Below are 23,727 nucleotides of genomic sequence, written 5' to 3'. Positions count from 1 at the left end.
GCCCGGTTACCAAACAGGCGCCCGATGGAGTATGCCGTGGGTAATATAGGTATCCTAATGGCACGCGTTTCCTGAAAACCCTCCGTGGAAGTGCCACTTCATATTATAATGGTAGTAAGGAGGAACGCCGGTTTAAAACCTGGGATGGAACCGCTGCAGGGTATCCCGCAGGTAATCCCGGTCGATATGCGTGTAGATTTCAGTGGTTGTAATACTTTCATGCCCCAGCATTTCCTGTACCGCCCGCAGGTCAGCGCCGCCTTCCACGAGGTGCGTGGCAAACGAATGGCGGAAGGTATGTGGCGATACGTTCTTCTCTATGCCGGCCAGCTTCACCAACTCTTTAATTACCAGGAAGATCATCACCCGGCTAAGGCCGCTGCCCCGCCGGTTCAGAAAGAGGGTGTCCTCATGGCCATGCTTAACGGGCATGTGTACACGAATATTCCGCCGGTACATATCTATCTGCCGCATGGCCTCCTTGCCGATAGGTACCAATCTTTCCTTGTTGCCTTTCCCCAATACCCGGATGAACCCCACATCGAAGTGTAACTGCGTGATTTGCAGGTTCACCACTTCGCTTACACGCAATCCGCAGCTATACATGGTTTCCAGGATGGCTTTGTTGCGGTGGCCTTCCGGGGTGTCCAGCTGTATCTGGGCGATGATCATTTCAATTTCTTCAAAGGAGAGTACATCCGGTAATTTCCGCTGGAGCCTGGGCGCCTCGAGCAGCTGACTCGGATCTTCTTTAGCCATGTCTTCCATGAGCAGGAATTTATAAAACGCCTTGATTCCTGAAATGATCCTTGCCTGGGAGGTGGCAGTCATACCGAGCTGTGCAATCCATTGCACGCAACCTTGTAAATCCTGCAAAGTGATATCCTGGGGGCGTAGTTTTTCCTTGCCGTTTGCCAGGAGGTATTGTTCCAGTTTCTCAACATCCCGGAGATAGGCGTCTATGGAATTGGCGGAAAGCGACCTTTCCAATTGGAGGTAACCCTTGAATAATTTTCGGAATGATTCCCACATGATGGCAAGATAAGGGCATTTTCTGAAAGAGGAGGGGCCAGGCAGTAAAAATGCAAGTTATGTGGAAAAATACGGTAGTGGTATTTTTTACAGGTGGAATATTTTTAATGTGAAGTGATTGTTTGATAGTTAGGTTTAAATAGATTAATGCAACTTATTATAAACCAATAAAATTAATTGCTGAATTTTTAATTGAATTTGGTCAATTTTTGCCGGGAACCATAGCGGAAATTGAGTGCAACGGGCTGCAAAACAATGCTGGATTGAAAAATATTTTAATGTATAACGGTAATTTTCTGCAGTAATTAAAGTGATGCTGCATATAATAGGTATAAAGTCATTGAAAATGAATTCATTATTTCCAGGTTTAACTTGGGTGGCCAGTCGCAGTTTGGAAACTGAAGAACCTGCTCTAACCGCCTGGAATCACCTTTCATCAGTCATCCATTACTGCCCATACCGGCTGGCTTAAACCCCGACTGCCGACCCTCATCAGCCTACCCTAAACCACCGCCATAACCTCCTCGTCCAACCGTCACCCATTCCCTCATCCCACACCACCTGCCCCAAACCAAAAAAGCCGGCGCCCTATGGACGCCGGCCTATATCTTTACCTGTAATTACAGATTAGAATTTCTCCAGACCGCTGAAGAAGAAGTCGCCTTCGATCTGCGCATTCTCATCGGAATCAGAACCGTGAACAGCGTTGCGACCGATAGACTCCGCATATTTCTTACGGATAGTACCCTCTTCCGCATTCGCAGGGTTGGTAGCACCGATCAGTTTACGGAAGTCCTCCACTGCATTATCCTTCTCCAGGATAGCTGCAACGATGTGACCGCTGCTCATGAACTCAACCAGCTCACCATAGAAAGGTCTTTCCTTGTGTACTGCGTAAAATTCACCGGCTTTAGCAGCAGACAGCTGCGTCATTTTCATAGCTACAATACGGAAACCTGCTTCGTTGATCATGTTCAGGATACCGCCAATATGCCCGTTTGCAACCGCATCAGGCTTAATCATTGTAAATGTTCTGTTACCCATAGTTTTTTTATTCCGGATTACTGATTTGAGCCGCAAAAGTAATTACATTTTCTTTAGTGGTAAAAAATTTTGAAATTCTGACCCAAATAAAGAACTTCGCACTTCATTTTCTGTTAACAACAGGACCTTATAAATTAATAATATTACAGTTTGAATGAAGTCGATCGAGGAAATTAAGCCTTTGCTGGAAAGCCCGAAAAAAGTGGTGATCACCATGCATCAGAAACCAGATGCTGACGCGATGGGAAGCTCTCTGGCAATGTACCACTACCTGCGGCAAAAAGGCCATGAGGTTACTGTAATTTCTCCTACCAATTTCCCGGACTTCCTGAAATGGATGCCTGCCGCCGACCTGGTGCTGGACTTCGAATCCTCCAACGATAAGGCCATGGCCGCACTGGAAGGGATCGACCTCCTCTTTTGCCTGGATTTCAACGCCCTGTACCGCACCAAGAACATGGCGCCCTTCCTGGAAAAACTGGATTGTATCAAAATCCTCATCGACCACCACCTGGAACCGCAGCCCAGCTTCGACTACGGCGTGAGCGATACCTCCGCCAGCTCCACCGCCCAACTGGTTTATGAAACCATCTATAAACTGGGGGACGAAAAGCTGATCAACCTCGATATCGCCGCCTGCATCTACGCCGGCACCGTTACCGATACCGGCTCCTTCCGGTTCGCCTCCACCAGCGCAAGAGTACACCGTATGGTGGCCGACCTGATGGACCGCGGCCTTAAACACGAAATCATTCACCAGAATATTTATGATAACTTCCTGGAAAACAGGCTCCGCTTCCTCGGCCATAGCCTGCTCAACAGGATGGAAGTCTTCTATGAATATAATACCGCCATGCTCGCTATCCCTTATGCGGACCTCAAACGGTTCGACCTCATGACAGGGGATACCGAAGGACTGGTAAATTTCCTGCTTTCAATCCAGGGTATTAAATTAGCGGCGCTGATCATCGACCGGAATGTGGAAGTAAAACTCTCTTTCCGCTCCAAAGGCGACTTCGACGTAAATACCTTCGCACGTAAGTATTTCGACGGTGGCGGCCACTTCAACGCCTCCGGCGGCAGAAGTTCCGACTCCCTTGAAAAAACCGTCGAGAGATTTTTAAAGGCGATCGAAGAAAATGAGGAACAATTACAATAACTTGCTAAGTACTAGAACCTACTAATACAGTCAAATGAAAAAACACAATTATTTATTAGCTGCAGCAGCACTCGGCCTGTTTCTGGCCAGCTGTGGCGGTGGTGTAAAGAAAACACCAAGCGGTATTGAATATATCGTGCATAAATCCGGAAGCGGCGCTCAGCTGAAAATCGGCGATACCGTCCTGATGAACGTTACGCAGAAAATCAACGACTCCCTGCTGGGTTCTTCCCGCCAGATCGTTGGTGCGCCAATCCCCGTGCTGGTGTCCAAACCAATGGATAAGTTCGACCTGATGGAAGGTATCGCGCTCCTCCACGAAGGCGATAGCGCTACGTTCTTCATCCCCTGGGATTCTTTGCCTCCTATGCAACGCCCAACCTTCGGTAAAAAAGGTGACAAGCTGAAAATCACTTTCGCGGTAGAAAGCAAATTCTCTGCAGCTGCCCAGAAAGAAAAAGATGAAAAGCTGATCAAGGAATACCTGGAGAAAAACAAAATCAACGCTACCAAAAACGCTGAAGGCGTGTACGTGGCTGTGAAAGAAGAAGGTACCGGCGCTACGCCAAATGCCGGCGATACCGTTTATGTACACTACACCGGTAAGCTGACCAGCGGTAAAGTATTTGACTCCTCTCAGGATTCTACCCTGCGTCCGGGCATGCCGCTGGAACCAATTAAATTCCCGCTGGGTCGCGGTTTCGTGATCAAAGGCTGGGATGCTGGTCTGGCTGGCCTGAAAAAAGGTTCTAAAGCTACCCTGGTAATTCCTTCCACACTGGCTTACGGCCTGCAAGGTTCACCTCCCGCAATCCCAGGTAACTCTATCCTGGTATTCGATGTGCAACTGGTTGATATCAAACCGGGCGCACCTGAGGCTGCTGCCGCGCCTGCGCCGGCTCCTGCCAAATAATCATACACTTATCTCAGGATAAAAGAGAACGCCCTCCCTGCAATTGCAAAGGAGGGCGTTTTTTATTTCTACTAATACAGTCCGCAGTTATTACACCATTGGGCCCTAATTCATAAACCTGCCTCTCAGCTCCGGCGTAGGCACCATACAGGCATCCTGCCTGCCAAACCAACGGTAACGGTTACGCGCTATCATATTATATACGCCATCCCGGATAAACGATGGCACTATGATAAAGGCATACAGCAACTTCGCCGGAAATCCCAATTGCCGGGCCACCCGTAAGGCCGCCGTACTTTTCGTATATACTTTCCCGTTTTCCAGCAACACAAATGATGCCATTCCTTCCGTACTAAACTGATACGTTTGTGCCAGGGAAGCTGCCATCTCCGATTGAAGGGACGCGAAGCGGAAATACCCCCGGCCATCATGCCGGATCACGTAGTTCACGCTCGCATTGCAAAAATTGCAAACACCGTCAAATAATATGATACCGTGTTCCATTATTGCAAAGGTAAGTTATTTGACCGCTCAGGCATAACCGTCGATCAATACTTCGTATAATTTCACCTTCAGATCCTCCAGGGATACATCCTGCGTCAGGTTGCCGTCCTGTGCAAAGGACACGGTGCCGCGCTCCTCGGAAACGATAATCGCCAGGTTATCACTGTGTTCGGTAATGCCCACCGCAGAACGGTGCCTTAAACCCACCCGGGTAGGCAGGTCCGGATTCTCCGATACCGGCAGTATCACCTTGGCGGCCAGCATTTTATTGCCTACGATAATGAGCGCCCCGTCGTGCAGGGGGCTATGCTTGTTGAAAATACTTTCAATCAGCTTGGCGCTAACGTTGGCGTCTATAGGAATACTGGATGCCGTATCAAATTTCAGACGGTAAGTGGTGGCTACCACGATCAGCGCCCCGGTATGGGTGCCCATCATACGCCCCACAGCCGTGATGATCTCATTGATGATATTCTCCTCGTCCTTATAACTTTTAAACTTATCCGGCAGAAAGAGCTTGGTCAGAAAGCTGTCCTTGCTCAAAGGCGTTTTCTTTCCCAATACCAGGAGGAACTTCCGGATCTCCGGCTGGAAGATGATAATGATCGCGATCAGCCCTACATTGATGAAGTTCTGCAGGATGTTGGTGAGGATGGGCATGCGCAGCGCCCTCACCAGGAAGAAGCCCGCATAAATCATCAGCAGGCCCACGAAAATATTGAATGCCAGGCTGCCTTTCAGCAACCGGTACAGCTGTATTACGAGAAAGACGACGATCAGCAGGTCTAACACTTCCAGCCAGCGAAACTCATAACCGTAAAATTTAAATACTTCCCTCATGTCAATTTTATATCGTCTGTTAAAATAATGCTACCCGTGCAGCTTGTCTAATATCCTGATGGTTTCTACCGCTTCTTTCACATCATGTACCCGTAGTATATGGGTACCCTGTTGCAAGGCCACGGTGTGGAGTACCGTGGTGCCGTTGAGCGCCTCCGCAGGAGTCACGCCCAGTAATTTATAGATCATGGACTTCCGGCTGATGCCCGTCAGCACCGGTGTTTGCAGGATTTCCGCCAACAGGTGCAACTGGCTCATCAGCTCATAATTATGTTCCAGCGTCTTGCCAAACCCGAATCCGGGGTCGGCAATGAAGTCGCGCACGCCCGCCGCACGGCATTCAGCCAGCTTGCGGATCAGGTAGTCCAGTACCTCCCTGGTTACATTTTCATAAACAGGGTTGGCCTGCATCGTCGCCGGCTTGCCCTGCATGTGCATCGCGATGTAGGGAACCTGCAACTTACTGGCAAGCGGTATCATCGCAGGGTCCAGGTCGCCCGCACTAATATCATTTATAATAGCCGCCCCGGCATGAATGCATTTTTCCGCTACGGACGCATACCAGGTATCAATGGAAATGATCGCCTCCGGGTAATGATGCATGATCGCATGTATCGCAGGCAACAACCTGCTGAGCTCTTCTTCAGGACCGATTACCTCCGCACCCGGCCTGGTGCTCTGCGCGCCCAGGTCCAGTATCGCCGCGCCTTCCGCCAGGTGCCTGCCCGCCTTCTCCGTCACGTGGTGCAATTCCCGCATCCGGCTGCCTTCATAAAAGGAATCGTCAGTTACGTTGATGATACCCATCACTACCGGCTTTGCCAGCGACAACAGCCTGCCCCTGCAATTGATCGAAAGTGATGAAGGTGTATGGATATGGTTAGTTTTCATGGTAATAGTTCCGCCTGTTTATCTGAAATTCTTTATTTTGCCCTGCAATTTACGTAATGTAAGCAAGGTGAGCTGGAATTAATCCATTCACCTGCCTGCAATTTATGATTTTAGCCTCTGAATTTATGGATACATTAGCACAATATCACGCCGCATTTAATGGTTGTAAGGATATTTTTATCAAGAAGACGAAGGACTATGGTACCTCCTGGAGAGTGCTGCGGCCGATTTCGGTGACAGACCAGATTTTCATCAAAGCCCAGCGTATCCGTACCATCCAGGAAACCGGCGTACAAAAAGTAGCGGATAATATCGAAGGCGAATTCAGGGCAATTGTGAATTACGGCATCATCGGGCTGATACAGTTGCAGCAGAACGGTAATCCCTATACGGACTTACCGGTGGAAGAGGTAGAAGCCCTGTATAATAAATACGCAGCGGAAGTGGAGGAGGTGATGCTCGCCAAAAACCACGACTACGGCGAAGCCTGGAGGGATATGAGCCAGGAGTCCTTTGCGGACCTCATCCTGACCAAACTGCTGCGTATCAAACAGATCATCCGTAACCAGGGTAAGACGCTGATCTCAGAAGGGATCGACGCCAATTATACGGACATCATTAACTACGCTTTATTCGCCCTCATCAAGATCGGCGAAGCCGAACAATCCTAAACTAAACCATTAAATAACTTATGAAAATTATCCTAAACCTGTTTCGCATCCTCGTTGGGGTGTTGTTTATTTTTTCCGGGCTGATCAAAGCAAATGATCCGCTGGGGCTTAGTTATAAGATGGACGAGTTTTTCGAGGTCCTGCACCTGACATTCCTCTCTCCGTATTCACTGGCCTTCTCCGTGATCATGAACGCCTTCGAGATCATCGCCGGCGTGGCCGTGCTGGTTGGGTACCGGATGCGTACTTTTTCTGTACTGCTGCTGTTGCTGATCGCGTTTTTCACCTTCCTCACCGGCTATGCCCTGTTTAGCGGCGCCATCCGGGAGTGCGGCTGTTTTGGCGATTGCATCAAACTCACCGCCTCCCAAACCTTCTGGAAGGATGTTATTCTATTTGTAATGATCCTGCTCATCTTCGCGAAACGCAAGGAGATTACGCCGCTCTATAAAGGCGCGGGCTTAACGGTGCTGATTTCCGCCGTATTGTCCTTCGGTATCCAGTGGTACACCCTGCGGCACCTGCCGTTTATCGACTGCCTGGCGTATAAAGTAGGTAATAATATTCCGGAGAAGATGAAATTGCCGCCGGGCGCTACGCCGGACGTGTACCAGATGACTTTCATCTATGAAAAGGACGGCGTGAAAAAGGAATTTACCGAGGAGAATTACCCCTGGTCTGATTCAACGTGGGTGTTCGTGGAACGGAAAGACAAGCTGATTAAAAAAGGCAATGCCGAACCGGCTATCAAGGATTTTATCCTGATGGACCTGGACGGCGGCAACCAGACCCAGAGCGTGCTGGAAGAACCCAAACCGGTATATTTGTTCATGGTGCTTAATACCAATACCGCCGGTACCGGATGGGAAGAGAAAATCAAAGCCCTGCAGGCTAAGCAACAGCAGGGAGAGATAGAAATCTTCGGGGTGACCGCCTCCACGAAAGAGGAAATTGCCGCTTTTCAGCAAGCCAAAGGATTGACCTTCCAGTTCCTCCAAATGGACGGAGTAGCCATCAAAACGGCGGTAAGGAGCAACCCGGGCCTGATCCTGCTGGAAAAAGGCACCATCAAAGGCAAATGGGCTTACCACGATATTCCTTAATGTAATACGGACACACATATGCTGCGCTTCCTGCTGCGAAAAACCGGTTATGGGCTGCTGGTGTTACTGGGAGTAGTAACCCTGGTGTTTTTCCTCTTCAACGTACTGCCTGGCGACCCCGCCCGGCTGACGCTGGGGCAGCGCGCCGATGTATCGTCCCTGGAAAATGTAAGAAAAGAACTGCATCTCGACCAGCCGGTGGGGATGCAGTTTTTATTATACCTGAATGACTTGTCGCCCCTGGGCCTGCACGACACCGCGGAGGCCCGTGCGAACTTTTCCTATCTCCCCATCCTGCAACTGAACGCCGGCAAAGTCCTTTTGCTGAAAGCGCCGTACCTGCGCAGGTCCTACCAGGGCAAAAAGCCCGTGTGGGACATGCTGCTGGAAGCCCTGCCGGGCACGCTGCTGCTGGCAGCGGCGGCCATGATATTTGCCACCATTGTGGGCATAGGCCTGGGCATGCTGGCAGCCGTGAAGCAAAACACCTGGCTGGATACCGGCTCCGTATTCGCCAGCGTGCTGGGGATCAGCGCGCCCTCGTTTTTTGCCGGCATTGTGCTGGCTTACCTCTTTGGCTTTTTATTAAGTGATTACACCGGGCTGCATATGACGGGCAGCCTCTATGATATTGATCCCTTCCGGGGGAGGATGCTGAACTTCCGCAACCTCATACTACCAGCGCTGACCCTGGGCATCAGGCCCCTGGCCATTATTGTGCAGCTGACCCGCAGCGCCATGCTGGATGTGCTGCACCAGGACTATATCCGCACCGCCCGGGCCAAAGGCCTTGCCCAACCGGCCATCCTGTTCCGCCACGCCCTGCCCAATGCCCTGAATCCCGTACTCACCGCCGTTACCGGCTGGTTCGCTGAACTGCTGGCCGGCGCCTTCTTCGTGGAGTATATTTTCGGCTGGAAAGGCATCGGCAAGATCACCGTGGAAGCGCTGGACAAGTATGATTTCCCGGTGGTAATGGGAGCCATATTGTTTACCGCCGGCATTTTTGTGCTGGTAAATATCCTCGCGGACCTGCTCTATGGCGCGATAGACCCGCGGATCAGACTCGATTAACCTCTCCCCGAAAAAATTTTTAGAAATTTTTGTAACATCTCCATTTACCAGTCGTCTTCTTTTCAAACAGTGGTATTCTACATGTCATTAGAACTATTTCTTTCCCAGGTCGTACCAGTCAGGACAAAGCTTTTCCGCTTTGCATACCGGCTGCTGGGCGATGAGGAAGATGCAAAGGACATTACTCAGGATGCACTGATGAAGGTCTGGGCCATGCAGGGCAAGATGATGGAATTGCAAAACCTGGAAGCCTGGTGTATGCGGATCACCCGCAACCTGGCCCTGGATAAGATTAAATCCCGCAAATACCGGGTCGCCGATACCCTCGACAAAGCCAGCGAGCTGCCGGCCCTTCATCAGAGAAATCCACATGCGGCCACTGAACGGAATGAAGTGATGAATAAGGTGCATGCAGCGATCAACGCCTTACCGGAAAAGTATCGCAACATCATGCAGCTGCGTGATATGGACGGGCTTTCGTACCAGGAAATTGCCGAAGCATTGGACATAGATGTGAATGAAGTAAAAGTGAATTTGCACCGTGCCAGGAAGAGCGTACGGGAAAAACTACAAAATCAACAGGTATATGGATTATAAAACAATCAGCGCCCTGCTTGAAAAATATTGGGAAGGAGCAACTTCCCTGGCAGAAGAGGCCGAACTGAAGGCATTTTTTAATGAGCCGCACGATGACCTGCCGGAGGACTTACAGGAAGCAGCGCCCCTGTTTCAGTACCTGGACGATGATCAGCACTTTCCCGCCGAACCGGAATGGGATATGTCCTTCCTGCAGGAAACGCCGCCTCAGCAGGCCCCTGCGAGGGTGGTGCGTATGCAGCCATTCCGCAACTGGATGAAGTATGCAGCCGTTGTGCTCATGCTGGCAGGTATTGCCTACGCCTTCCGCCAGCACCAGGAAAACAAGCTCATTGCGGCCCGCCAGGAAGCGGAAGAACGCAAAGCCTACATGGAAGCGAAGAAAGCGCTGGCCCTGCTGAGCCGCAACTTCAATAAAGGGACCGAAAAAATGCAGCAGTTATCCTACTTCAATACTGCCGTTGAAAAAGTATCAGGAAGCAATTAACCAACCATTGACTATTTAAATTTCAGAGAGATGAAACGATCACTATTCTTAATCATGACTGTATTGCTCAGTTGCCAGCTGTTTGCGCAACAGGGAAGTAGCCAGATAGAGCGCTTCTTCCAGCGATACGAGAATGACCGCAGTTTCACCGTGGTGACCATCACTCCCAAAATGTTCAGCATGTTCGGAAAGTTTGATGCCAACGATCCCGACGCCAAAACATTCATGCGGGTGGTGCAAAAGCTCAAAGGCCTGCGCATTCTCAGCAAAGAAACCACCAAAGACGGGCCGCGCCTGTACCGCGAAGCGGCAGCCTTCCTCGGCAACGACTTCGAAGAGCTGATGACCATCCGCGACAAGGACAGCGACCTGAAGTTCCTCGTGAAGGAAAATGCCAAAGGCAATATCAACGAACTGGTTATGCTGGTAGGCGGCTCTTCCCAATTCCTGGCCATGAGCCTGGTGGGGGACATCGACCTCAACGAGATTTCCAAAATCGCGGCCAACATTGACATCCAGGGAATGGATAACCTCAAGAACGTACGTAAAAAATAACGTCACCCATTAAATTAACCAGTATGAAAACTTTCTTAATCGGCTGCGGCATGTTGTTACTGGCAGGTACTGTTTCTGCCCAGGAAAAAAGTATCCGCGAATTCAAAAACAGCTTTAAAGGCAAGGCGGACCTGACGACGGTGCATCTGGGCTCTTTTGCCATGAAGCTGGCAGGTTTGGTCATAAAGATGGATAAGGAGGATGATCCGGAAGCGGAAGCGGCTAAAAAGCTGATCAGCAAGGTGAAGAACGTGCGGATTTATTCCTTTGAAAACCTGGACAGTACGGCCATTGCCGACAATGATGTGTACCGGCTGAAACGCAACCTGGAAGTGAAGGATCATTATGAATTACTCATGGAAGTGCGGGAGCAGAACAACCTGGTGCATATCCTGAACAAAGGCAGAAACGATGAATTGGGGGACCTCGTGATGCTGATCCAGGGGGACCGCGATTTAACCGTGATCAACCTGCATACCACGCTGACGATAGCGGATGTGAACGGCCTGGTGAAACAGTTTGCCAGCAATAACTAGCGGATCATTACTTCTTTGACCGCGTTTTCTCCCAGCATTTCGTTGACCAGTTTTATAATCTTGTCTTTAGAATAAGATAACTCCTGTTTAAGTGGCGCCACACTGGTAGTTATAATCAATTTCCCGTCGATTAACTGAATCCCGGATGTATATCTGGCAATTGTTTTCCCCATGATCTGTTCCCAGTTTTCCTGGATACGGACTTCCGTCAGGCGGGGTTTCATCCTGCTCTTATTCATAAATTCCCGGAGGGCATCTCCTATACTGGTGGTTCCGTGACGCATAGTGCGAAAGTATGAAATTTTAACGTTCCTTATTTAAATGTTTATCACCTGGATTTCCTGGCCCGTTGGCTCAAAGGCTTGTTCCAGGCGGGCTGCATGGGTGTCGGTAATAAATACCTGGCCGTATTCCGGGCTGGCTACGAGGGCAATGAGCCGCATCACCCTTTCCTGGTCCAGCTTTTCAAAAACATCGTCCAGCAGCAGGAGGGGAGGGAAGCGCTTGTGTTGCTTGAGTACTTCGTATTGGGCGAGTTTGAGGGCAAAGAGGAAGCTCTTGCGCTGGCCCTGGGAGGCGCTGGATTTCATGGGGTGGCCGTTGAGGAGGAACACGAGATCGTCCCGGTGGATGCCGGTGCTGGTGCGTTGCAGCTGCATGTCCTTATACCGGGCGGCGCCCAGTTGCTTTTCGAAATCCTCTTCCAGCAGGGAGCATTGGTAGCGGATGCTGACTACCTCGTGCGTGCCGGCAATGTAATCGTACAACCGCTGTACCTGCGGAATGAAGTCTTCTAAAAATTTTTTTCTGGCGAGATATACAGGCGTGCCATGCTGTACCAGTTGGAGGTCGAATACATCCAGCAGTTGGTTGGCGCCGTGGCCGGCCTGCTCCATATTTTTGAGCAGGGTGTTGCGTTGCAGCAGTACTTTCTGGTAGGTGATCAGGTGTTCCAGGTAGTCGGGATTGAGCTGCGAGAGCAGGGTGTCCAGCCATTTGCGGCGTTCCTCGCTGCCGCCGGTGATAATCTCCGCATCGTCCGGGGCGATCATTACGGCGGGAAACTGGCCGATATGGCGGCTGAATTTCTCGTACTTATCGTCGTTGAGGGAGATTTCCTTTTTGCCTTCCTTGAGGGTGCAAACCACCTTTTCCGTGCTGCCGTTGCGGTCCAGCAGGCCTTCCAGCCGGAACCCGTTGGTCTGGTACTGGGTATTCTGGCTTTCGCTGGCCGTAAAGTAACTCCTGGTGAAGCAGAGGTAGTAGATGGCGTCGAGGAGGTTGGTCTTCCCGGAGCCGTTGCGGCCGGTAATGCCTACGATCCGCTGGTGGAACCGGAAGTTGCGCCCCGTGTAGTTTTTAAACTGTACGATTGATATGTTTCTGATATGCAGCAAAGAAAAAAAATATTCGATCCGATTAATATGCAAATTTACGCTGATTTGTAACTGATAAAAAGCCGTACCGGGTGGAGGTCTGCGCCTGATTTTCAGTTCCTGACTGCAAAACTCACTGAATTTGATGAAATTGCATAATTTATCAGGAATTGGAATTGATATTTATATTTTACGATTTTCCTGTTATATTTGCGAACAAATTTAGAAAGAGTGCAAACTAAAACAGACGTGAAGACGAAATTCACCAAAGAGACGTATCTGTACTGGTATGAATTGATGCTTTTGCTGCGCCGTTTTGAAGAAAAGGCGGGCCAATTGTATGGTATGCAGAAGATCCGTGGTTTTTGCCATTTGTACATAGGACAGGAAGCAATTGCTGCTGGTGCAATGACAGCTACTAAGCCGGAAGATAAATTCATCACCGCGTATCGTGATCACGGATTGGCTATAGCGAAAGGAATTTCTGCCAATGCTTGTATGGCGGAGTTGTATGGTAAGGCGACAGGTTGTTCCAAAGGTAAGGGAGGAAGTATGCACTTTTTCTCTGTGGAGCATAATTTCTACGGCGGTCACGGTATTGTGGGCGCGCAGATAGGAACCGGCGCCGGTCTTGCTTTCGCAGAGCAGTACAAAGGAACCGATAATGTGGCGGTATGCTTCTTCGGGGACGGTGCTGCACGCCAGGGTATCCTGCATGAAACCTTCAACATGGCCATGCTCTGGAAACTCCCGGTAATATTTGTTTGTGAAAACAACATGTACGCGATGGGTACTTCTGTAGAACGTACCTCCAACGTACTGGATATTTATAAGCTTTCCAACGCTTATGATATGCCTTCCGATACCATCGACGGTATGAGCTGCGAAGCGGTGCACGAAGGTTTTGAAAGAGCCGTGAAACGCGCCCGTGCCGGCGAGGGCCCAACCCTGCTGGAAATCAAAACTTACCGCTACCGTGGTCACTCCATGAGCGACCCTGCGAAATACCGCACCAAAGAAGAGGTAGAGGAGTATAAAGACAAAGATCCGATCAACCAGGTACTGAAAGTAATCCAGAAAAACAAATGGGCTACTGAAGCGGAGATCGAAGCGATAAATGAAAAAGTGAAGAAAGAAGTGGAAGATTGCGTAACCTTCGCGGAAGAATCTCCATGGCCTTCTGACGATGAACTGCTGAAGGACGTATATATGCAGCAGGATTATCCGTTTATCGTTGACTAAAAGTCATTAACTTGCAATAACAGTCCCTTCGGATCAGCTCCGGAGGGACTGTTATTCACTTGCAGCTATTCATAAACCAAGCAACTACAATTACACATCAAATGGCAGAAACTAAAAATAAAGCCACTCAACCGCAAACTGAACAACAGGATTTCGACCTGCAGGCAACGATGCACCGTGCAGAGGATTTCTATACCAGGAATAAAAATATTATCAATATAGGCCTCCTCGCAGTAGTAGTAGTTGTCGGAGGGTTCTTTGCCTATAACCGTTTCGTTAAACAACCTAATGAAACCAAAGCCCAGGAAATGATTTTCCAGGCCCAGAACAGCTTTGCGGTAGATTCTTTCAAAGTTGCCCTGAATGGTAATGGTAACAACTACGGTTTCCTGCAGGTGATCGATAAATACGGTAACACCAAAGCGGGCAATATCGCGAAATACAGCGCCGGCGTATGCTACATCCGCCTCGGCGAATACCAGAAAGCGATCGATATGCTGAAAGGCTTTTCCTCCAACGACCTGATGCTGCAACCTGCCGCATATGGCCTGATTGGCGACGCCTACATGGAACTGAACCAGGTGAACGACGGTATCGAGTACTACAAAAAGGCCGGTCATTATAACGATAATGAACTGACCGCCCCGGTGTACCTGTTCCGCGCCGGTATGGCCCTGCGCAAAGCCGGTAAAGACCAGGATGCAGTTGCCATCTTCAAAGAAATCAAAGAAAAATATCCAATGAGCGCTGAAGGCAGGGAGATCGACAAATATCTCGCTGTACTCGGTGATGTAAGAAACTAATATCGCTGCGGTGGCTGGCTTTTAGCAGCCGGAAAATGATATTCGGATGCTAAAAGCTGCTCCACATCAGCAAATGAAAGCAACAGAATATGTCTGATAATAACAAGAGCTTATTAAACGATGCTGGCATTCTCAACCTGGAGGATGCCAGTGTTGTTATGGTATATACCGAATGGAACGACCATATCATCAATGAACTGGTATCGGGTTGCGAAAAATCGCTCGCACATTACAAAGTAGCCAGGACCAACAAAATCGTGGTACCGGGCGCGTTTGAATTACCTTACGCCTGCAAGCAGTACTGGGAAGCGACCCAGGGCACCGGCAACCAACCTGGCGCTATTATTGCTTTTGGTTGCGTGATCCGCGGCGAAACGCCGCATTTCGACTACGTATGTAAAGCCGTTACGGAAGGCATCCTGCAACTGAACCTTCAGTTACCCGTTCCCGTTATATTTGGCATTCTTACGGTCGACAATGAGCAACAGGCCCTCGACCGCCTGGGCGGCGCGCACGGTCATAAAGGAGAAGAAGCGGCTATCACCGCACTGAAGATGATAGCACTGCAAAGGTCATTGGCAAAGAGCTAAAACATCAAGATGAACGTACAGTTATTCATACCATGCTTTGTAGACCAAATGTTCCCGGAAACGGCTTTCAATATGGTGAAAGTCCTCGAAAAACTGGGATGCAACGTGGCCTATAATCCCGAGCAAACCTGCTGCGGCCAGCCCGCATTCAACGCCGGCTATCACGACGAGTGCCGCTCGGTGGCCAACAAATTCCTAAAAGACTTTCATACATTTGACTATATTGTAGCGCCGAGCGGCTCCTGTACCGGCTTTGTACGCAACTACTACGGTAAGCTGTTTGACAACTCCGCGGCGCACAATGAAGTAAAACTGCTGAAGAAAAACCTCTTCGAGTTTACCGAATTCCTCGTGGATGTGTTGCATGTAACGGACCTGGGCGCCACCCTCAACGGGGTAGGCACCTACCACGACGCCTGCGGCGCGCTGCGGGAATGCGGCATCAAACAAGGGCCCCGGAAACTGCTGGAAAAAGTGAAAGGACTGGAACTGAGGGAAATGAATGACTGCGAAACCTGCTGCGGCTTTGGCGGTACCTTCTCCGTCAAGTTCGAACCGATATCCATGGGTATGGGCGAACAGAAAGTACACAACGCAGTGGCCAGCGGAGCGGACTACCTCATCTCCACTGACCTGTCCTGCCTCATGCACCTCGACGGCTATATTCGCAAACACGGAACCAATATTAAAATCATGCACATCGCGGATGTACTGGCCAGCGGCTGGTAATCCCCCTGCATCATCATCAAAACACTGCAACAATGAACTACTGGCTGGTGAAGTCTGAGCCATTTAAATACTCCTGGGACCAGTTTGTAAAAGACAAAGTGACCTTCTGGGACGGCGTACGTAATTATCAGGCGCGGAATAATCTCAAAGCCATGAAAAAGGGAGACCAGGTCCTCTTTTATCATAGCAATGAAGGATTGGAAATTGTAGGACTGGCCACGGTAGCCAAAGAATTTTACCAGGACCCCACCACGCCTGATCCTAACTGGGTAGTAGTGGACCTGAAGCCCCTGAAGCCTTTCAAAAAACCTGTTACCCTGGCCGCTATGAAGGCCGAAAAAAGCCTGGCCAACCTGTCGCTCATCCGCCAGGGACGCCTTTCGGTGTGTAACGTTACACCGGACGAATTCAAGGTGATTATGGAAATGGGAGGAATGAAGTAAGGGCCTTGCACATCACGGCAAAACCTTAATCCCAAATATTTTTTCTCATGAAAAAGAGACTGGTAGTGCTAACCGGAGCAGGTATCAGCGCAGAGAGCGGCCTTAAAACATTCCGTGATTCGGACGGACTGTGGGAGGGGCACGACGTCTATGCGGTGGCCTCGCCCGATGGTTGGCGTAAAGATCCGGCGCTGGTGCTGGACTTCTACAACATGCGCCGCAAAGATGTAGGCGCCGCGCAGCCCAATGCTGCCCATATCGGCCTTGCAAAACTGGAAGAACATTTCGATGTGCGCATCATCACGCAAAACATCGACGACCTGCACGAAAGGGCAGGCTCCACCAACGTACTGCACCTGCACGGAGAGATATTCAAAATGCGCAGCGTGAACGACCACGATGAGCAGCACATCCTGGAGATCCGGGACGATATCCGCCTCGGGGACCTGGGCCCGGACGGCGGGCAGCTGCGCCCGCACATCGTTTGGTTTGGAGAGGAAGTATCCATGATCGGGCCTGCGCAAATGGAAGTACGCCAGGCGGATATATTCGTAGTGGTGGGCACCTCCCTGAACGTCTATCCTGCGGCGGGTTTGCTCAACTACGCGCCGGTGCATATCCACAAGTATATTATCGACAAGAAGATACCACCGGTAGACGGCTACTATAAAAACCTCCACACGATTGAAGGTCCCGCGACCACCGGTGTGGAAGAACTGACCAGCGTACTGCTGGAAAAATACGCAGGTGTGGAATAAGGCATGCCGCCTGGCGCTACCGGTAGTATTAACGTGGCGGTAACGCGCGGCAGCGCTGAATCTTCCCCCTAAAAAATAAAAACCCCGGCGCAACAGCACCGGGGCTTTTTTATTATATCAGGCGGTTATTCAAAGCTCTCTTCAAAACGGATGTCATAGTCTTCCAGCTCCTTGAGCACGGGGTTGTACACCTCCGGCATCACCGGGATGTGCAGCCCTGTCAGTGAAATTTTATCCTGCAGGATCAGCTTCGCGAGGATGCCCAGGGGCAGCCCCACCGTTTTGGCCATGGCGGTGCGCACATTATCTTCCCCCTGCACGATCATGTAGGAGTGCATGCGGGTAGCCATGCTGCGGCGTTCAAACTCAATCTCGTGGAGCATGACGATCATGTCCTTATCCTGCGGTTCCATTTTCAGTTTATCCTGGACGACGTGTTCCAGCACGGCGGCATTGGTTTGCTCGCCGAGGTTGATCTGGTCCCCGTTGAGCAGGCCGAGGTATTTCAGCTGGCGGATGACTTTCGACTTGCTGGAAACGCCCAGGTGCTGCGCTACAAATTCGTCATGCGGTTCGCTGTTTTTATTGCCTTTGAGGTTCTGGGTAGCCCAGTCGAAATAGGAGAGATGGTCCGTTTGTTTTTTATGCGCATCGTCTGTCAGGCCCAGTTTTATCAGGGCATTCCAGCCTTCGCAGAAATCCGGGAAGCGCAGGGTGGCGCGCATGAAGGTGGCGATTTCCTGCAGTTTATAGATGTTCATGTACGCGAGGGAATCACGGTTAGGGTAGTACGCCATTTTACCGAGGCCCGGTACATGAATGGTTTTATTATGATCGAAGAGTTGTTCGTAACTGAGTTCGCGGATCTTTCCTTTTTCCTTGTAGGTGGCGCCGGTACTGCCGGATAGCACGATGTTGCGCGCGTTCCAGGAAACCTTGTACTGCCAGGGGTTATCGATGCTTTCCGGGGATATTAACCCGCCGCAGTAGGATTTGAAGGAGAATATCTGGCCGCCTTTCTTTTCGATGGAGTGGATCAGTTTCATGGCGGACATATGATCGATCCCCGGGTCCAGGCCCATTTCATACATAAACAGCAGGCCGGCTGCTTCGATCTCCTTTTCCAGTTTGCGGACTTCCTCGTCGATATAGGAAGCGGTGAGCAGGTTTTTGCGGTACTGCAGGCAGTCCTTTGCTACGAGGATGTGCAGGGAAGGGGGGAGCAGGGAAATGACCAGGTCTGTTTCCTGGATAAGCTGATGTCTGGCCGTCTGGTTTTTAATATCCAATTCTACAGGGGTTGCATAATAGGATTTGCCCGTCTTGGACTTGATCAGCATCAGGTCTTGATCGGCTACCGTCACATGCCATTTGAGTCGCGGGGCATTGGTGATAAGGAAGTCGATCAGGCTTGTTGCAGATTTTCCTGCGCCAAACAACAAAATATTCTTCATAGTACGCTTTTCTATTGGAAAAAGTGATTAAGAATCAGGGGAATAACAGAAAGTTTATAATATATGTTCGAAATGAAAGTGATTTTCGGATTCAGCTATATAAAATAAATTGTATTCCTCTGAAGAATCAATTGGGTTTCAATGGGTTAGGAACAAAAGGGTACTAAATATGTTATTTCTTACATATCAGGGATTTGGGACATATAAAAGATAAAGTAAAATTACATAATTTACCATTATAACGAAAAACGGGGGATATTGATTGGCTGGCATGTGGCATTTAAACCATATAATGAAGTTCAAATATCAGGTTTTATCCCTATGGCTAATTTTATTCACATTTTCCTTTTTTTCGGCCGGATTTCGGCCTGAAATGGTTATATTTGCCTCTATTATTTTTCAGCAGAAAAATCTGTAAATCAATACTAAATGACAGAGCATACGGAAAATCAGCAGGAAGGGAAAATTGTCCAGATTAATATCGAGGAACAAATGAAGACTGCCTACATTGACTACTCTATGTCAGTGATTGTGGGCCGCGCTTTGCCCGATGTAAGGGATGGTCTGAAACCTGTACACCGCCGCGTTCTCTACGGGATGAACGAGGCCGGTAACCACAGCAACAAGCCATACAAAAAGTCTGCGCGTATTGTAGGGGATGTAATGGGTAAGTATCACCCGCATGGCGACTCGTCTATTTACGACACCATTGTTCGTATGGCGCAGCCATGGAGCCTTCGCTACATGCTGGTAGATGGTCAGGGTAACTTTGGTTCCGTGGATGGCGACATGCCGGCGGCCATGCGTTACACCGAGGTGCGTCTCCAGAAACTGGCAGAGGCCATGCTCGAAGACATTGAAAAAGAAACGGTGGATTTCACCCTCAACTTCGACGACACGCTCGAAGAACCAACGGTGTTGCCTACACGCATTCCCAACCTCCTGATCAACGGAGCTTCCGGTATTGCCGTAGGTATGGCTACGAACATCATGCCCCATAACCTTTCCGAGGTGGTGGATGGTTTGATTGCTTATGTGGACAACCGCGACATTACCATCGACGAACTGATCAAGCACGTTAAAGCGCCTGACTTCCCGACCGGCGGTATCATCTATGGGTTCGACGGGGTGAAACAGGGCTTTGAAACAGGCCGCGGCCGCGTGGTGGTACGTGGTAAGATCATGGCTGAAACATCCAAATCAGGCCGCGAGCGGCTGGTGATTTACGAACTGCCGTACCAGATCAACAAGGCGGTGCTGCACCAGAAAATTGCCGCCCTGGTAAACGATAAAATCATTGAAGGCATTTCCGACGTGCGCGATGAGAGCGACCGGGAAGGGATGCGCCTGGTGATTGATCTCAAACGCGAGGCTATTCCGAACGTGATCATTAACCAGTTATATAAATATTCCGAACTGCAGACTTCTTACGGTATCAACAACGTGGCGCTGGTAAAAGGCCGTCCGCGTATCCTGAACCTGAAGGAGATCCTGGCTGAGTTCATCGACTTCCGCCACGAAGTGGTGGTGAGAAGGACCCGCTTCGACCTCCGTAAGGCGGAAGAGAAGGCGCACATCCTCCAGGGTTACCTGATTGCGCTGGATCACCTGGATGCCGTGATCGCCCTGATCCGTGCAGCCGCTACGCCGGAAATTGCGAAGGAAGGTTTGATGAGCGAATTCAATCTCTCCGAGATACAGGCCAAAGCCATCCTGGAACTGCGCCTGCAACGCCTCACCGGCATGGAGCGCGAGAAGATCAAGGAAGAGTACGAAGAGATCATGAAGCTCATTGCTTACCTGAACGATGTACTCAACGACGAGAGCCTGCGTATGAAGATCATCAAGGAAGAACTGGAAGACGTGAAGAAGCGCTTCGGCGACGAGCGTAAGACTGAAATCCAGTACCTGGCCAGCGAAATGCGTATTGAAGATATCATCGCGGAAGAGGATGTGGTGATCACCATTTCCCACCTGGGTTATATCAAACGTACTTCTGCCTACGACTACCGCCAGCAGAAACGCGGCGGCCGTGGCGCCATCGGCGGCCGTACCCGCGACGAGGACTTTATCGAACACCTCTTCGTGGCCTCCACCCACCACACCATGCTGTTCTTTACCGAAAAAGGACGCTGCTACTGGCTGAAGGTGTACGAAATTCCGGAAGGGGAGAAAAACGGTAAAGGCCGCGCTATCCAGAACCTTATACAACTGCCGCAGGACGATAAGATCCGCGCGATCATTGATATCAAGGACCTGGGAGATAAAGAATTCATCAATAACAATTATATTGTACTCTGTACCAAGAACGGTATCATCAAGAAGACGCTGCTGGAAGAATTCAGCCGTCCGCGTCAGAACGGTGTAAACGCCATTACCATCAATGAGGGCGACCAGCTGCTGGAAGCGAAGCTGACCAACGGTCAAAGCCAGATCATGATGGCCATTAAGAGCGGCCGTGCCATCCGCTTCCCTGAAAATACCGTGCGCGACACAGGCCGCGGCGCCATCGGGGTAAGAGGTATCGAGGTAGACAATGAGAACGATGAGGTGGTTGGTATGATTTGTGTTGATAAAGAGGACGAATCAAGAACCGTACTCGTTGTATCCGAAAAAGGATACGGCAAACGTACCAACATTGAAGAGTACCGTATCACCAACAGGGGTGGTAAAGGTGTGAAGACCATCAACATTACGGAAAAAACCGGTAACCTGATTGCGATCCTGGATGTAACGGAGAAGCATGACCTGATGATCACCTGTAAGTCAGGTATCACGATCCGTATGGCTGTCGCAGATATCCGCGAGGCCGGCCGTGCCACCCAGGGCGTTCGCCTGATCCGCCTGGACGACAGCGACGAAATCGCAGCTGTAGCACGCCTGGACGAGCAGGAGGAAGAAACCGATCTACTGCCAACAGATGAAGCAGCCGAAGCAGGAGCAATCAGCGAAAACGAGGCTCCTGAGGAAAATGGTGATGAAGCGGCAGCGCCGTCAACTGAAGAATAATCAGTAATATTATAGAAAGCTCCGGCATTTGCCCGTTACCCGCGGGCAAATGCCCGGCTAGCGCCGGTAGCGGGGCGCCTGTGCTAACCGGGTGGCTGTAAAGCCCTGCGGGCGGAAATTTTCGGGCAGCTGAAAATTTTTAAGCAAGCTGTAGTGGTATCTGTAGCTCTGATTGTATATATAATTAAGCACCATACTCTTACAAGATAATCAGCAACTAAAAAAAACAAGACATGAAAAAATTATTGGTTTCTGTTCTCCTCTGTTCCGTAACAGTGAGCGTGATGGCTCAAAAAGCCAAAGTGAGCAGCGCGGAGGAAAATCTGACTAAACAAGACTTAGAGAAAGCTAAAGCAGATATCGACGCAGCATTACAGCACGACAAAACTAAAAACGACGCTAAAACCTGGTTCGTAGACGGCCGTATCCTGGAAGCAATGGGTACCAAAGCGAAAGACCCGGCACTGGCATTACAGGCATACGATGCTTACAAAAAAGCATACGAAATCAATCCTGACATGAAAGACGGCGTACTGACCCTGAACCAGTCCATGTACAACATCTACGCCGTGGTGGCTAACGCCGGCTACGCTGCCCTGAACGAGCAGAAGTGGGAGCCAGCGCTGAACAACTTCTCCAAAGCGGAAGAAGTAGTATCCTTCTACAACAAACAGAAAAACATCACTACGCCGCTGCCTACTGACACGGCGCTGATCTTCTATACCGGTTACGCTGCCAGCCAGGCCAAACAGAGCGACGCCGCCCTGACTTACCTGCAAAAAGCCGCTGACCTGCAATTCAAAGGCGAACCAGCCCTGTACGTGATCCTCGGTCAGCTGTACGAAGAGAAAGGCGATAACGCCAACTGGCTGAAAGCCATCGAACAAGGTAAAGCCGTTTTCCCTAAAGACAAACGCTTTAACGATATGGAGATGCTGTACTACACCAAAACCGGTAAAACAGCTGAACTCCTCGGTATGCTGGAAAAGAAAATCGCTGAAAATCCGAGCGATGTGCAACTGCAACTGGATTACGCCATCCGCCTGGACAACCTCGCCAACCCGCGCGACAACAACGGTAACGATGCGCCTAAACCAGCCAACTACAATGAGCTGATCGGTAAAGCAGAGGAGGCTTACAAAAAAGTACTGGCTGCCAACCCATCCGACGCTATCGCCAACTTCCAGCTGGGCGCACTGTACTTCAACCGCGCCGTTGTGTACAACAAACAACTGAATGAACTGGACAGCAAACAGCAGACTTCCGCTAAAGCAAAAGAACTGCAGTCAAATATGGAAAACCTGATGAACCAGTCTTTACCATATTTCGAAAAAGCGGACGAGTCCTTCACTGCTAAAGGCGCGAGCCTGGATGCCAGCGACAAACAATCTTACGAAAGCTGCCTGTATGCATTACAGAAAATCTATGCGATCAAAAACCAGACAGCTAAAATGGAAGAAGTGAAAAAGAAACTGGACGCGCTGAAATAAGCCGCCGGTACGCGATATAACTGAAAAGGGTCTGCAAAAGCAGACCCTTTTTTATTTGGCTTACGACTGTAAAGAAAATCCCGTTTCGGGCGAAACGGGATCAGTGAACTCAAACGCTGTATAAACGGTATTAACCTTTCTTAGCTTCAGCTTTAGCAGCTTTCTTAGCAGTGTGAGCTGCTTTCTTGGTAGAATCAGCAGCAGGTTTTGCTTCAGCTTTAGCTTCGGTTTTAGCTTTTTCTTTTTTAGCTGGTTTAGCAGCTGGTGCTTGTGCGAATGCGCCGGCAGAAATGGTCATTACTGCTACAGCAGCGATCAGGAATTTTTTCATGATGTTTGTCTTTTTAAATGCTTTATAAATAATTGTGTCCGTGTTTGTGATACTAAATTACGGTGGGAAATGGCGCTGTGCGGGCGGTTTCGGTGA

Annotated in this window: 26 protein-coding genes; 17 read left to right on the top strand and 9 right to left on the bottom strand. The window is 49.9% G+C overall.

The features are described 5' to 3' along the window. Nucleotides 1-132 precede the first annotated feature (132 nt). Together xerD and BOC67_RS12425 are read right to left on the bottom strand one after the other, a co-directional pair. Nucleotides 133-1,032 (bottom strand): site-specific tyrosine recombinase XerD, encoded by a 900-nt coding sequence (gene xerD / locus BOC67_RS12430; protein WP_291910649.1) that lies wholly within the window; start codon nt 1,030-1,032, stop codon nt 133-135. Between the two features lie 627 nt (nt 1,033-1,659). Beyond that, entirely contained in the window at nt 1,660-2,076 is a 417-nt protein-coding gene (locus tag BOC67_RS12425; protein ID WP_073080495.1) for a nucleoside-diphosphate kinase, read from the bottom strand. Between the two features lie 154 nt (nt 2,077-2,230). Here BOC67_RS12425 and BOC67_RS12420 point away from each other — a divergent pair, with 154 nt between their 5' ends. Together BOC67_RS12420 and BOC67_RS12415 are read left to right on the top strand one after the other, a co-directional pair. Continuing rightward, entirely contained in the window at nt 2,231-3,235 is a 1,005-nt protein-coding gene (locus tag BOC67_RS12420) for a bifunctional oligoribonuclease/PAP phosphatase NrnA (protein WP_291910648.1), read from the top strand. A gap of 34 nt (nt 3,236-3,269) precedes the next feature. Then, nucleotides 3,270-4,148, top strand: coding sequence for an FKBP-type peptidyl-prolyl cis-trans isomerase (locus tag BOC67_RS12415; RefSeq protein WP_291910647.1), 879 nt, complete (start codon nt 3,270-3,272; stop codon nt 4,146-4,148). A 105-nt stretch (nt 4,149-4,253) separates the two neighbouring features. Here the strand turns inward: BOC67_RS12415 and BOC67_RS12410 are convergent, their stop codons facing one another. From BOC67_RS12410 to folP, 3 genes are read right to left on the bottom strand one after another with little or no spacing between them, the layout of a single operon-like run. Continuing rightward, a complete protein-coding gene (locus BOC67_RS12410) occupies nt 4,254-4,652 on the bottom strand; it encodes a thiol-disulfide oxidoreductase DCC family protein (RefSeq protein ID WP_291910646.1) in 399 nt (132 codons plus the stop codon). 27 nt (nt 4,653-4,679) lie between these two features. After that, nucleotides 4,680-5,492: a diadenylate cyclase gene (locus BOC67_RS12405; protein WP_291910645.1), complete on the bottom strand. Its 813-nt coding sequence runs from the start codon at nt 5,490-5,492 to the stop codon at nt 4,680-4,682. A 30-nt stretch (nt 5,493-5,522) separates the two neighbouring features. Continuing rightward, nucleotides 5,523-6,383, bottom strand: a complete 861-nt coding sequence (gene folP, locus BOC67_RS12400) for a dihydropteroate synthase (protein ID WP_291910644.1) — start codon at nt 6,381-6,383, stop codon at nt 5,523-5,525. 125 nt (nt 6,384-6,508) lie between these two features. On the opposite strand from folP, the gene BOC67_RS12395 reads away from it, so the two are divergent. The 7 genes from BOC67_RS12395 to BOC67_RS12365 all read left to right on the top strand — a co-directional run bounded on the left by BOC67_RS12395 (nt 6,509) and on the right by BOC67_RS12365 (nt 11,406). Beyond that, the gene (locus BOC67_RS12395; RefSeq protein ID WP_291910643.1) at nt 6,509-7,054 is read left to right on the top strand and encodes a DUF1599 domain-containing protein; all 546 of its coding nucleotides are present in this window, start codon (nt 6,509-6,511) and stop codon (nt 7,052-7,054) included. 20 nt (nt 7,055-7,074) lie between these two features. Beyond that, the gene (locus BOC67_RS12390) at nt 7,075-8,157 is read left to right on the top strand and encodes a BT_3928 family protein (RefSeq protein ID WP_291910642.1); all 1,083 of its coding nucleotides are present in this window, start codon (nt 7,075-7,077) and stop codon (nt 8,155-8,157) included. An 18-nt stretch (nt 8,158-8,175) separates the two neighbouring features. Next, the gene (locus BOC67_RS12385) at nt 8,176-9,231 is read left to right on the top strand and encodes an ABC transporter permease (protein ID WP_291910641.1); all 1,056 of its coding nucleotides are present in this window, start codon (nt 8,176-8,178) and stop codon (nt 9,229-9,231) included. 81 nt (nt 9,232-9,312) lie between these two features. Beyond that, on the top strand, nt 9,313-9,828 hold the full coding sequence (locus tag BOC67_RS12380; protein ID WP_291910640.1) for a sigma-70 family RNA polymerase sigma factor: 516 nt from the start codon (nt 9,313-9,315) through the stop codon (nt 9,826-9,828). Beyond that, nucleotides 9,818-10,315: a hypothetical protein gene (locus BOC67_RS12375; protein ID WP_291910639.1), complete on the top strand. Its 498-nt coding sequence runs from the start codon at nt 9,818-9,820 to the stop codon at nt 10,313-10,315. The genes BOC67_RS12380 and BOC67_RS12375 overlap by 11 nt, the downstream gene beginning before the upstream one ends. Nucleotides 10,316-10,345: 30 nt before the next feature. Further along, a complete protein-coding gene (locus BOC67_RS12370; RefSeq protein ID WP_291910638.1) occupies nt 10,346-10,870 on the top strand; it encodes a DUF4252 domain-containing protein in 525 nt (174 codons plus the stop codon). Between the two features lie 23 nt (nt 10,871-10,893). Further along, a complete protein-coding gene (locus BOC67_RS12365; RefSeq protein WP_291910637.1) occupies nt 10,894-11,406 on the top strand; it encodes a DUF4252 domain-containing protein in 513 nt (170 codons plus the stop codon). On the opposite strand, the gene BOC67_RS12360 is transcribed toward BOC67_RS12365, so the two are convergent. Together BOC67_RS12360 and BOC67_RS12355 are read right to left on the bottom strand one after the other, a co-directional pair. Beyond that, nucleotides 11,403-11,690: a DUF721 domain-containing protein gene (locus BOC67_RS12360; protein WP_073080293.1), complete on the bottom strand. Its 288-nt coding sequence runs from the start codon at nt 11,688-11,690 to the stop codon at nt 11,403-11,405. The genes BOC67_RS12365 and BOC67_RS12360 overlap by 4 nt on opposite strands. Before the next feature lie 33 nt (nt 11,691-11,723). Continuing rightward, nucleotides 11,724-12,803, bottom strand: a complete 1,080-nt coding sequence (locus tag BOC67_RS12355) for a DNA replication/repair protein RecF (protein ID WP_291910636.1) — start codon at nt 12,801-12,803, stop codon at nt 11,724-11,726. A 210-nt stretch (nt 12,804-13,013) separates the two neighbouring features. Here BOC67_RS12355 and pdhA point away from each other — a divergent pair, with 210 nt between their 5' ends. The 6 genes from pdhA to BOC67_RS12325 all read left to right on the top strand — a co-directional run bounded on the left by pdhA (nt 13,014) and on the right by BOC67_RS12325 (nt 17,347). Beyond that, nucleotides 13,014-14,024, top strand: a complete 1,011-nt coding sequence (gene pdhA, locus BOC67_RS12350) for a pyruvate dehydrogenase (acetyl-transferring) E1 component subunit alpha (protein ID WP_291910635.1) — start codon at nt 13,014-13,016, stop codon at nt 14,022-14,024. A 101-nt stretch (nt 14,025-14,125) separates the two neighbouring features. Further along, nucleotides 14,126-14,827 carry a tetratricopeptide repeat protein gene (locus BOC67_RS12345; RefSeq protein WP_291910634.1) on the top strand — a complete coding sequence of 234 codons (702 nt, stop codon included), beginning with the start codon at nt 14,126-14,128 and terminating at the stop codon, nt 14,825-14,827. Nucleotides 14,828-14,916: 89 nt separating this feature from the next. After that, on the top strand, nt 14,917-15,417 hold the full coding sequence (ribH, locus tag BOC67_RS12340) for a 6,7-dimethyl-8-ribityllumazine synthase (protein WP_291910633.1): 501 nt from the start codon (nt 14,917-14,919) through the stop codon (nt 15,415-15,417). Between the two features lie 9 nt (nt 15,418-15,426). Further along, nucleotides 15,427-16,146, top strand: a complete 720-nt coding sequence (locus BOC67_RS12335) for a (Fe-S)-binding protein (RefSeq protein WP_291910632.1) — start codon at nt 15,427-15,429, stop codon at nt 16,144-16,146. 32 nt (nt 16,147-16,178) lie between these two features. Then, nucleotides 16,179-16,589, top strand: coding sequence for an EVE domain-containing protein (locus BOC67_RS12330; protein WP_291910631.1), 411 nt, complete (start codon nt 16,179-16,181; stop codon nt 16,587-16,589). 47 nt (nt 16,590-16,636) lie between these two features. Beyond that, nucleotides 16,637-17,347, top strand: coding sequence for an NAD-dependent deacylase (locus BOC67_RS12325; RefSeq protein WP_291910630.1), 711 nt, complete (start codon nt 16,637-16,639; stop codon nt 17,345-17,347). Between the two features lie 125 nt (nt 17,348-17,472). Here the strand turns inward: BOC67_RS12325 and BOC67_RS12320 are convergent, their stop codons facing one another. Then, nucleotides 17,473-18,801 (bottom strand): saccharopine dehydrogenase C-terminal domain-containing protein, encoded by a 1,329-nt coding sequence (locus BOC67_RS12320; RefSeq protein ID WP_291910629.1) that lies wholly within the window; start codon nt 18,799-18,801, stop codon nt 17,473-17,475. Between the two features lie 429 nt (nt 18,802-19,230). Here BOC67_RS12320 and gyrA point away from each other — a divergent pair, with 429 nt between their 5' ends. After that, nucleotides 19,231-21,810 carry a DNA gyrase subunit A gene (gyrA, locus tag BOC67_RS12315; RefSeq protein WP_291910628.1) on the top strand — a complete coding sequence of 860 codons (2,580 nt, stop codon included), beginning with the start codon at nt 19,231-19,233 and terminating at the stop codon, nt 21,808-21,810. 233 nt (nt 21,811-22,043) lie between these two features. After that, nucleotides 22,044-23,300, top strand: a complete 1,257-nt coding sequence (locus BOC67_RS12310) for a hypothetical protein (protein WP_291910627.1) — start codon at nt 22,044-22,046, stop codon at nt 23,298-23,300. Nucleotides 23,301-23,430: 130 nt separating this feature from the next. Here BOC67_RS12310 and BOC67_RS12305 read toward each other — a convergent pair whose 3' ends face one another. After that, the gene (locus tag BOC67_RS12305) at nt 23,431-23,631 is read right to left on the bottom strand and encodes a hypothetical protein (RefSeq protein WP_291910626.1); all 201 of its coding nucleotides are present in this window, start codon (nt 23,629-23,631) and stop codon (nt 23,431-23,433) included. Nucleotides 23,632-23,727: the final 96 nt, after the last annotated feature.

The sequence above is a fragment of the Chitinophaga sp. CB10 genome, assembly GCA_001870995.2.
Classification (GTDB): domain Bacteria; phylum Bacteroidota; class Bacteroidia; order Chitinophagales; family Chitinophagaceae; genus Chitinophaga.
The sequence above is the reverse complement of the archived record's forward strand: the minus strand, read 5'-3'. Positions and strand labels throughout refer to the sequence as shown.

Coding starts and splice junctions, on each gene's coding strand:
- BOC67_RS12360 (WP_073080293.1), bottom strand. CDS start 11,690: ATGCGTCACGGAACCACCAGTATAGGAGATGCCCTCCGGGAATTTATG.
- BOC67_RS12395 (WP_291910643.1), top strand. CDS start 6,509: ATGGATACATTAGCACAATATCACGCCGCATTTAATGGTTGTAAGGAT.
- BOC67_RS12305 (WP_291910626.1), bottom strand. CDS start 23,631: ATGAAAAAATTCCTGATCGCTGCTGTAGCAGTAATGACCATTTCTGCC.
- BOC67_RS12385 (WP_291910641.1), top strand. CDS start 8,176: ATGCTGCGCTTCCTGCTGCGAAAAACCGGTTATGGGCTGCTGGTGTTA.
- BOC67_RS12405 (WP_291910645.1), bottom strand. CDS start 5,492: ATGAGGGAAGTATTTAAATTTTACGGTTATGAGTTTCGCTGGCTGGAA.
- BOC67_RS12410 (WP_291910646.1), bottom strand. CDS start 4,652: ATGGAACACGGTATCATATTATTTGACGGTGTTTGCAATTTTTGCAAT.
- BOC67_RS12335 (WP_291910632.1), top strand. CDS start 15,427: ATGAACGTACAGTTATTCATACCATGCTTTGTAGACCAAATGTTCCCG.
- BOC67_RS12375 (WP_291910639.1), top strand. CDS start 9,818: ATGGATTATAAAACAATCAGCGCCCTGCTTGAAAAATATTGGGAAGGA.
- BOC67_RS12370 (WP_291910638.1), top strand. CDS start 10,346: ATGAAACGATCACTATTCTTAATCATGACTGTATTGCTCAGTTGCCAG.
- BOC67_RS12345 (WP_291910634.1), top strand. CDS start 14,126: ATGGCAGAAACTAAAAATAAAGCCACTCAACCGCAAACTGAACAACAG.
- gyrA (WP_291910628.1), top strand. CDS start 19,231: ATGACAGAGCATACGGAAAATCAGCAGGAAGGGAAAATTGTCCAGATT.
- BOC67_RS12415 (WP_291910647.1), top strand. CDS start 3,270: ATGAAAAAACACAATTATTTATTAGCTGCAGCAGCACTCGGCCTGTTT.
- BOC67_RS12330 (WP_291910631.1), top strand. CDS start 16,179: ATGAACTACTGGCTGGTGAAGTCTGAGCCATTTAAATACTCCTGGGAC.
- BOC67_RS12320 (WP_291910629.1), bottom strand. CDS start 18,801: ATGAAGAATATTTTGTTGTTTGGCGCAGGAAAATCTGCAACAAGCCTG.
- xerD (WP_291910649.1), bottom strand. CDS start 1,032: ATGTGGGAATCATTCCGAAAATTATTCAAGGGTTACCTCCAATTGGAA.
- BOC67_RS12380 (WP_291910640.1), top strand. CDS start 9,313: ATGTCATTAGAACTATTTCTTTCCCAGGTCGTACCAGTCAGGACAAAG.
- folP (WP_291910644.1), bottom strand. CDS start 6,383: ATGAAAACTAACCATATCCATACACCTTCATCACTTTCGATCAATTGC.
- BOC67_RS12325 (WP_291910630.1), top strand. CDS start 16,637: ATGAAAAAGAGACTGGTAGTGCTAACCGGAGCAGGTATCAGCGCAGAG.
- BOC67_RS12420 (WP_291910648.1), top strand. CDS start 2,231: ATGAAGTCGATCGAGGAAATTAAGCCTTTGCTGGAAAGCCCGAAAAAA.
- BOC67_RS12310 (WP_291910627.1), top strand. CDS start 22,044: ATGAAAAAATTATTGGTTTCTGTTCTCCTCTGTTCCGTAACAGTGAGC.
- BOC67_RS12365 (WP_291910637.1), top strand. CDS start 10,894: ATGAAAACTTTCTTAATCGGCTGCGGCATGTTGTTACTGGCAGGTACT.
- ribH (WP_291910633.1), top strand. CDS start 14,917: ATGTCTGATAATAACAAGAGCTTATTAAACGATGCTGGCATTCTCAAC.
- BOC67_RS12390 (WP_291910642.1), top strand. CDS start 7,075: ATGAAAATTATCCTAAACCTGTTTCGCATCCTCGTTGGGGTGTTGTTT.
- BOC67_RS12425 (WP_073080495.1), bottom strand. CDS start 2,076: ATGGGTAACAGAACATTTACAATGATTAAGCCTGATGCGGTTGCAAAC.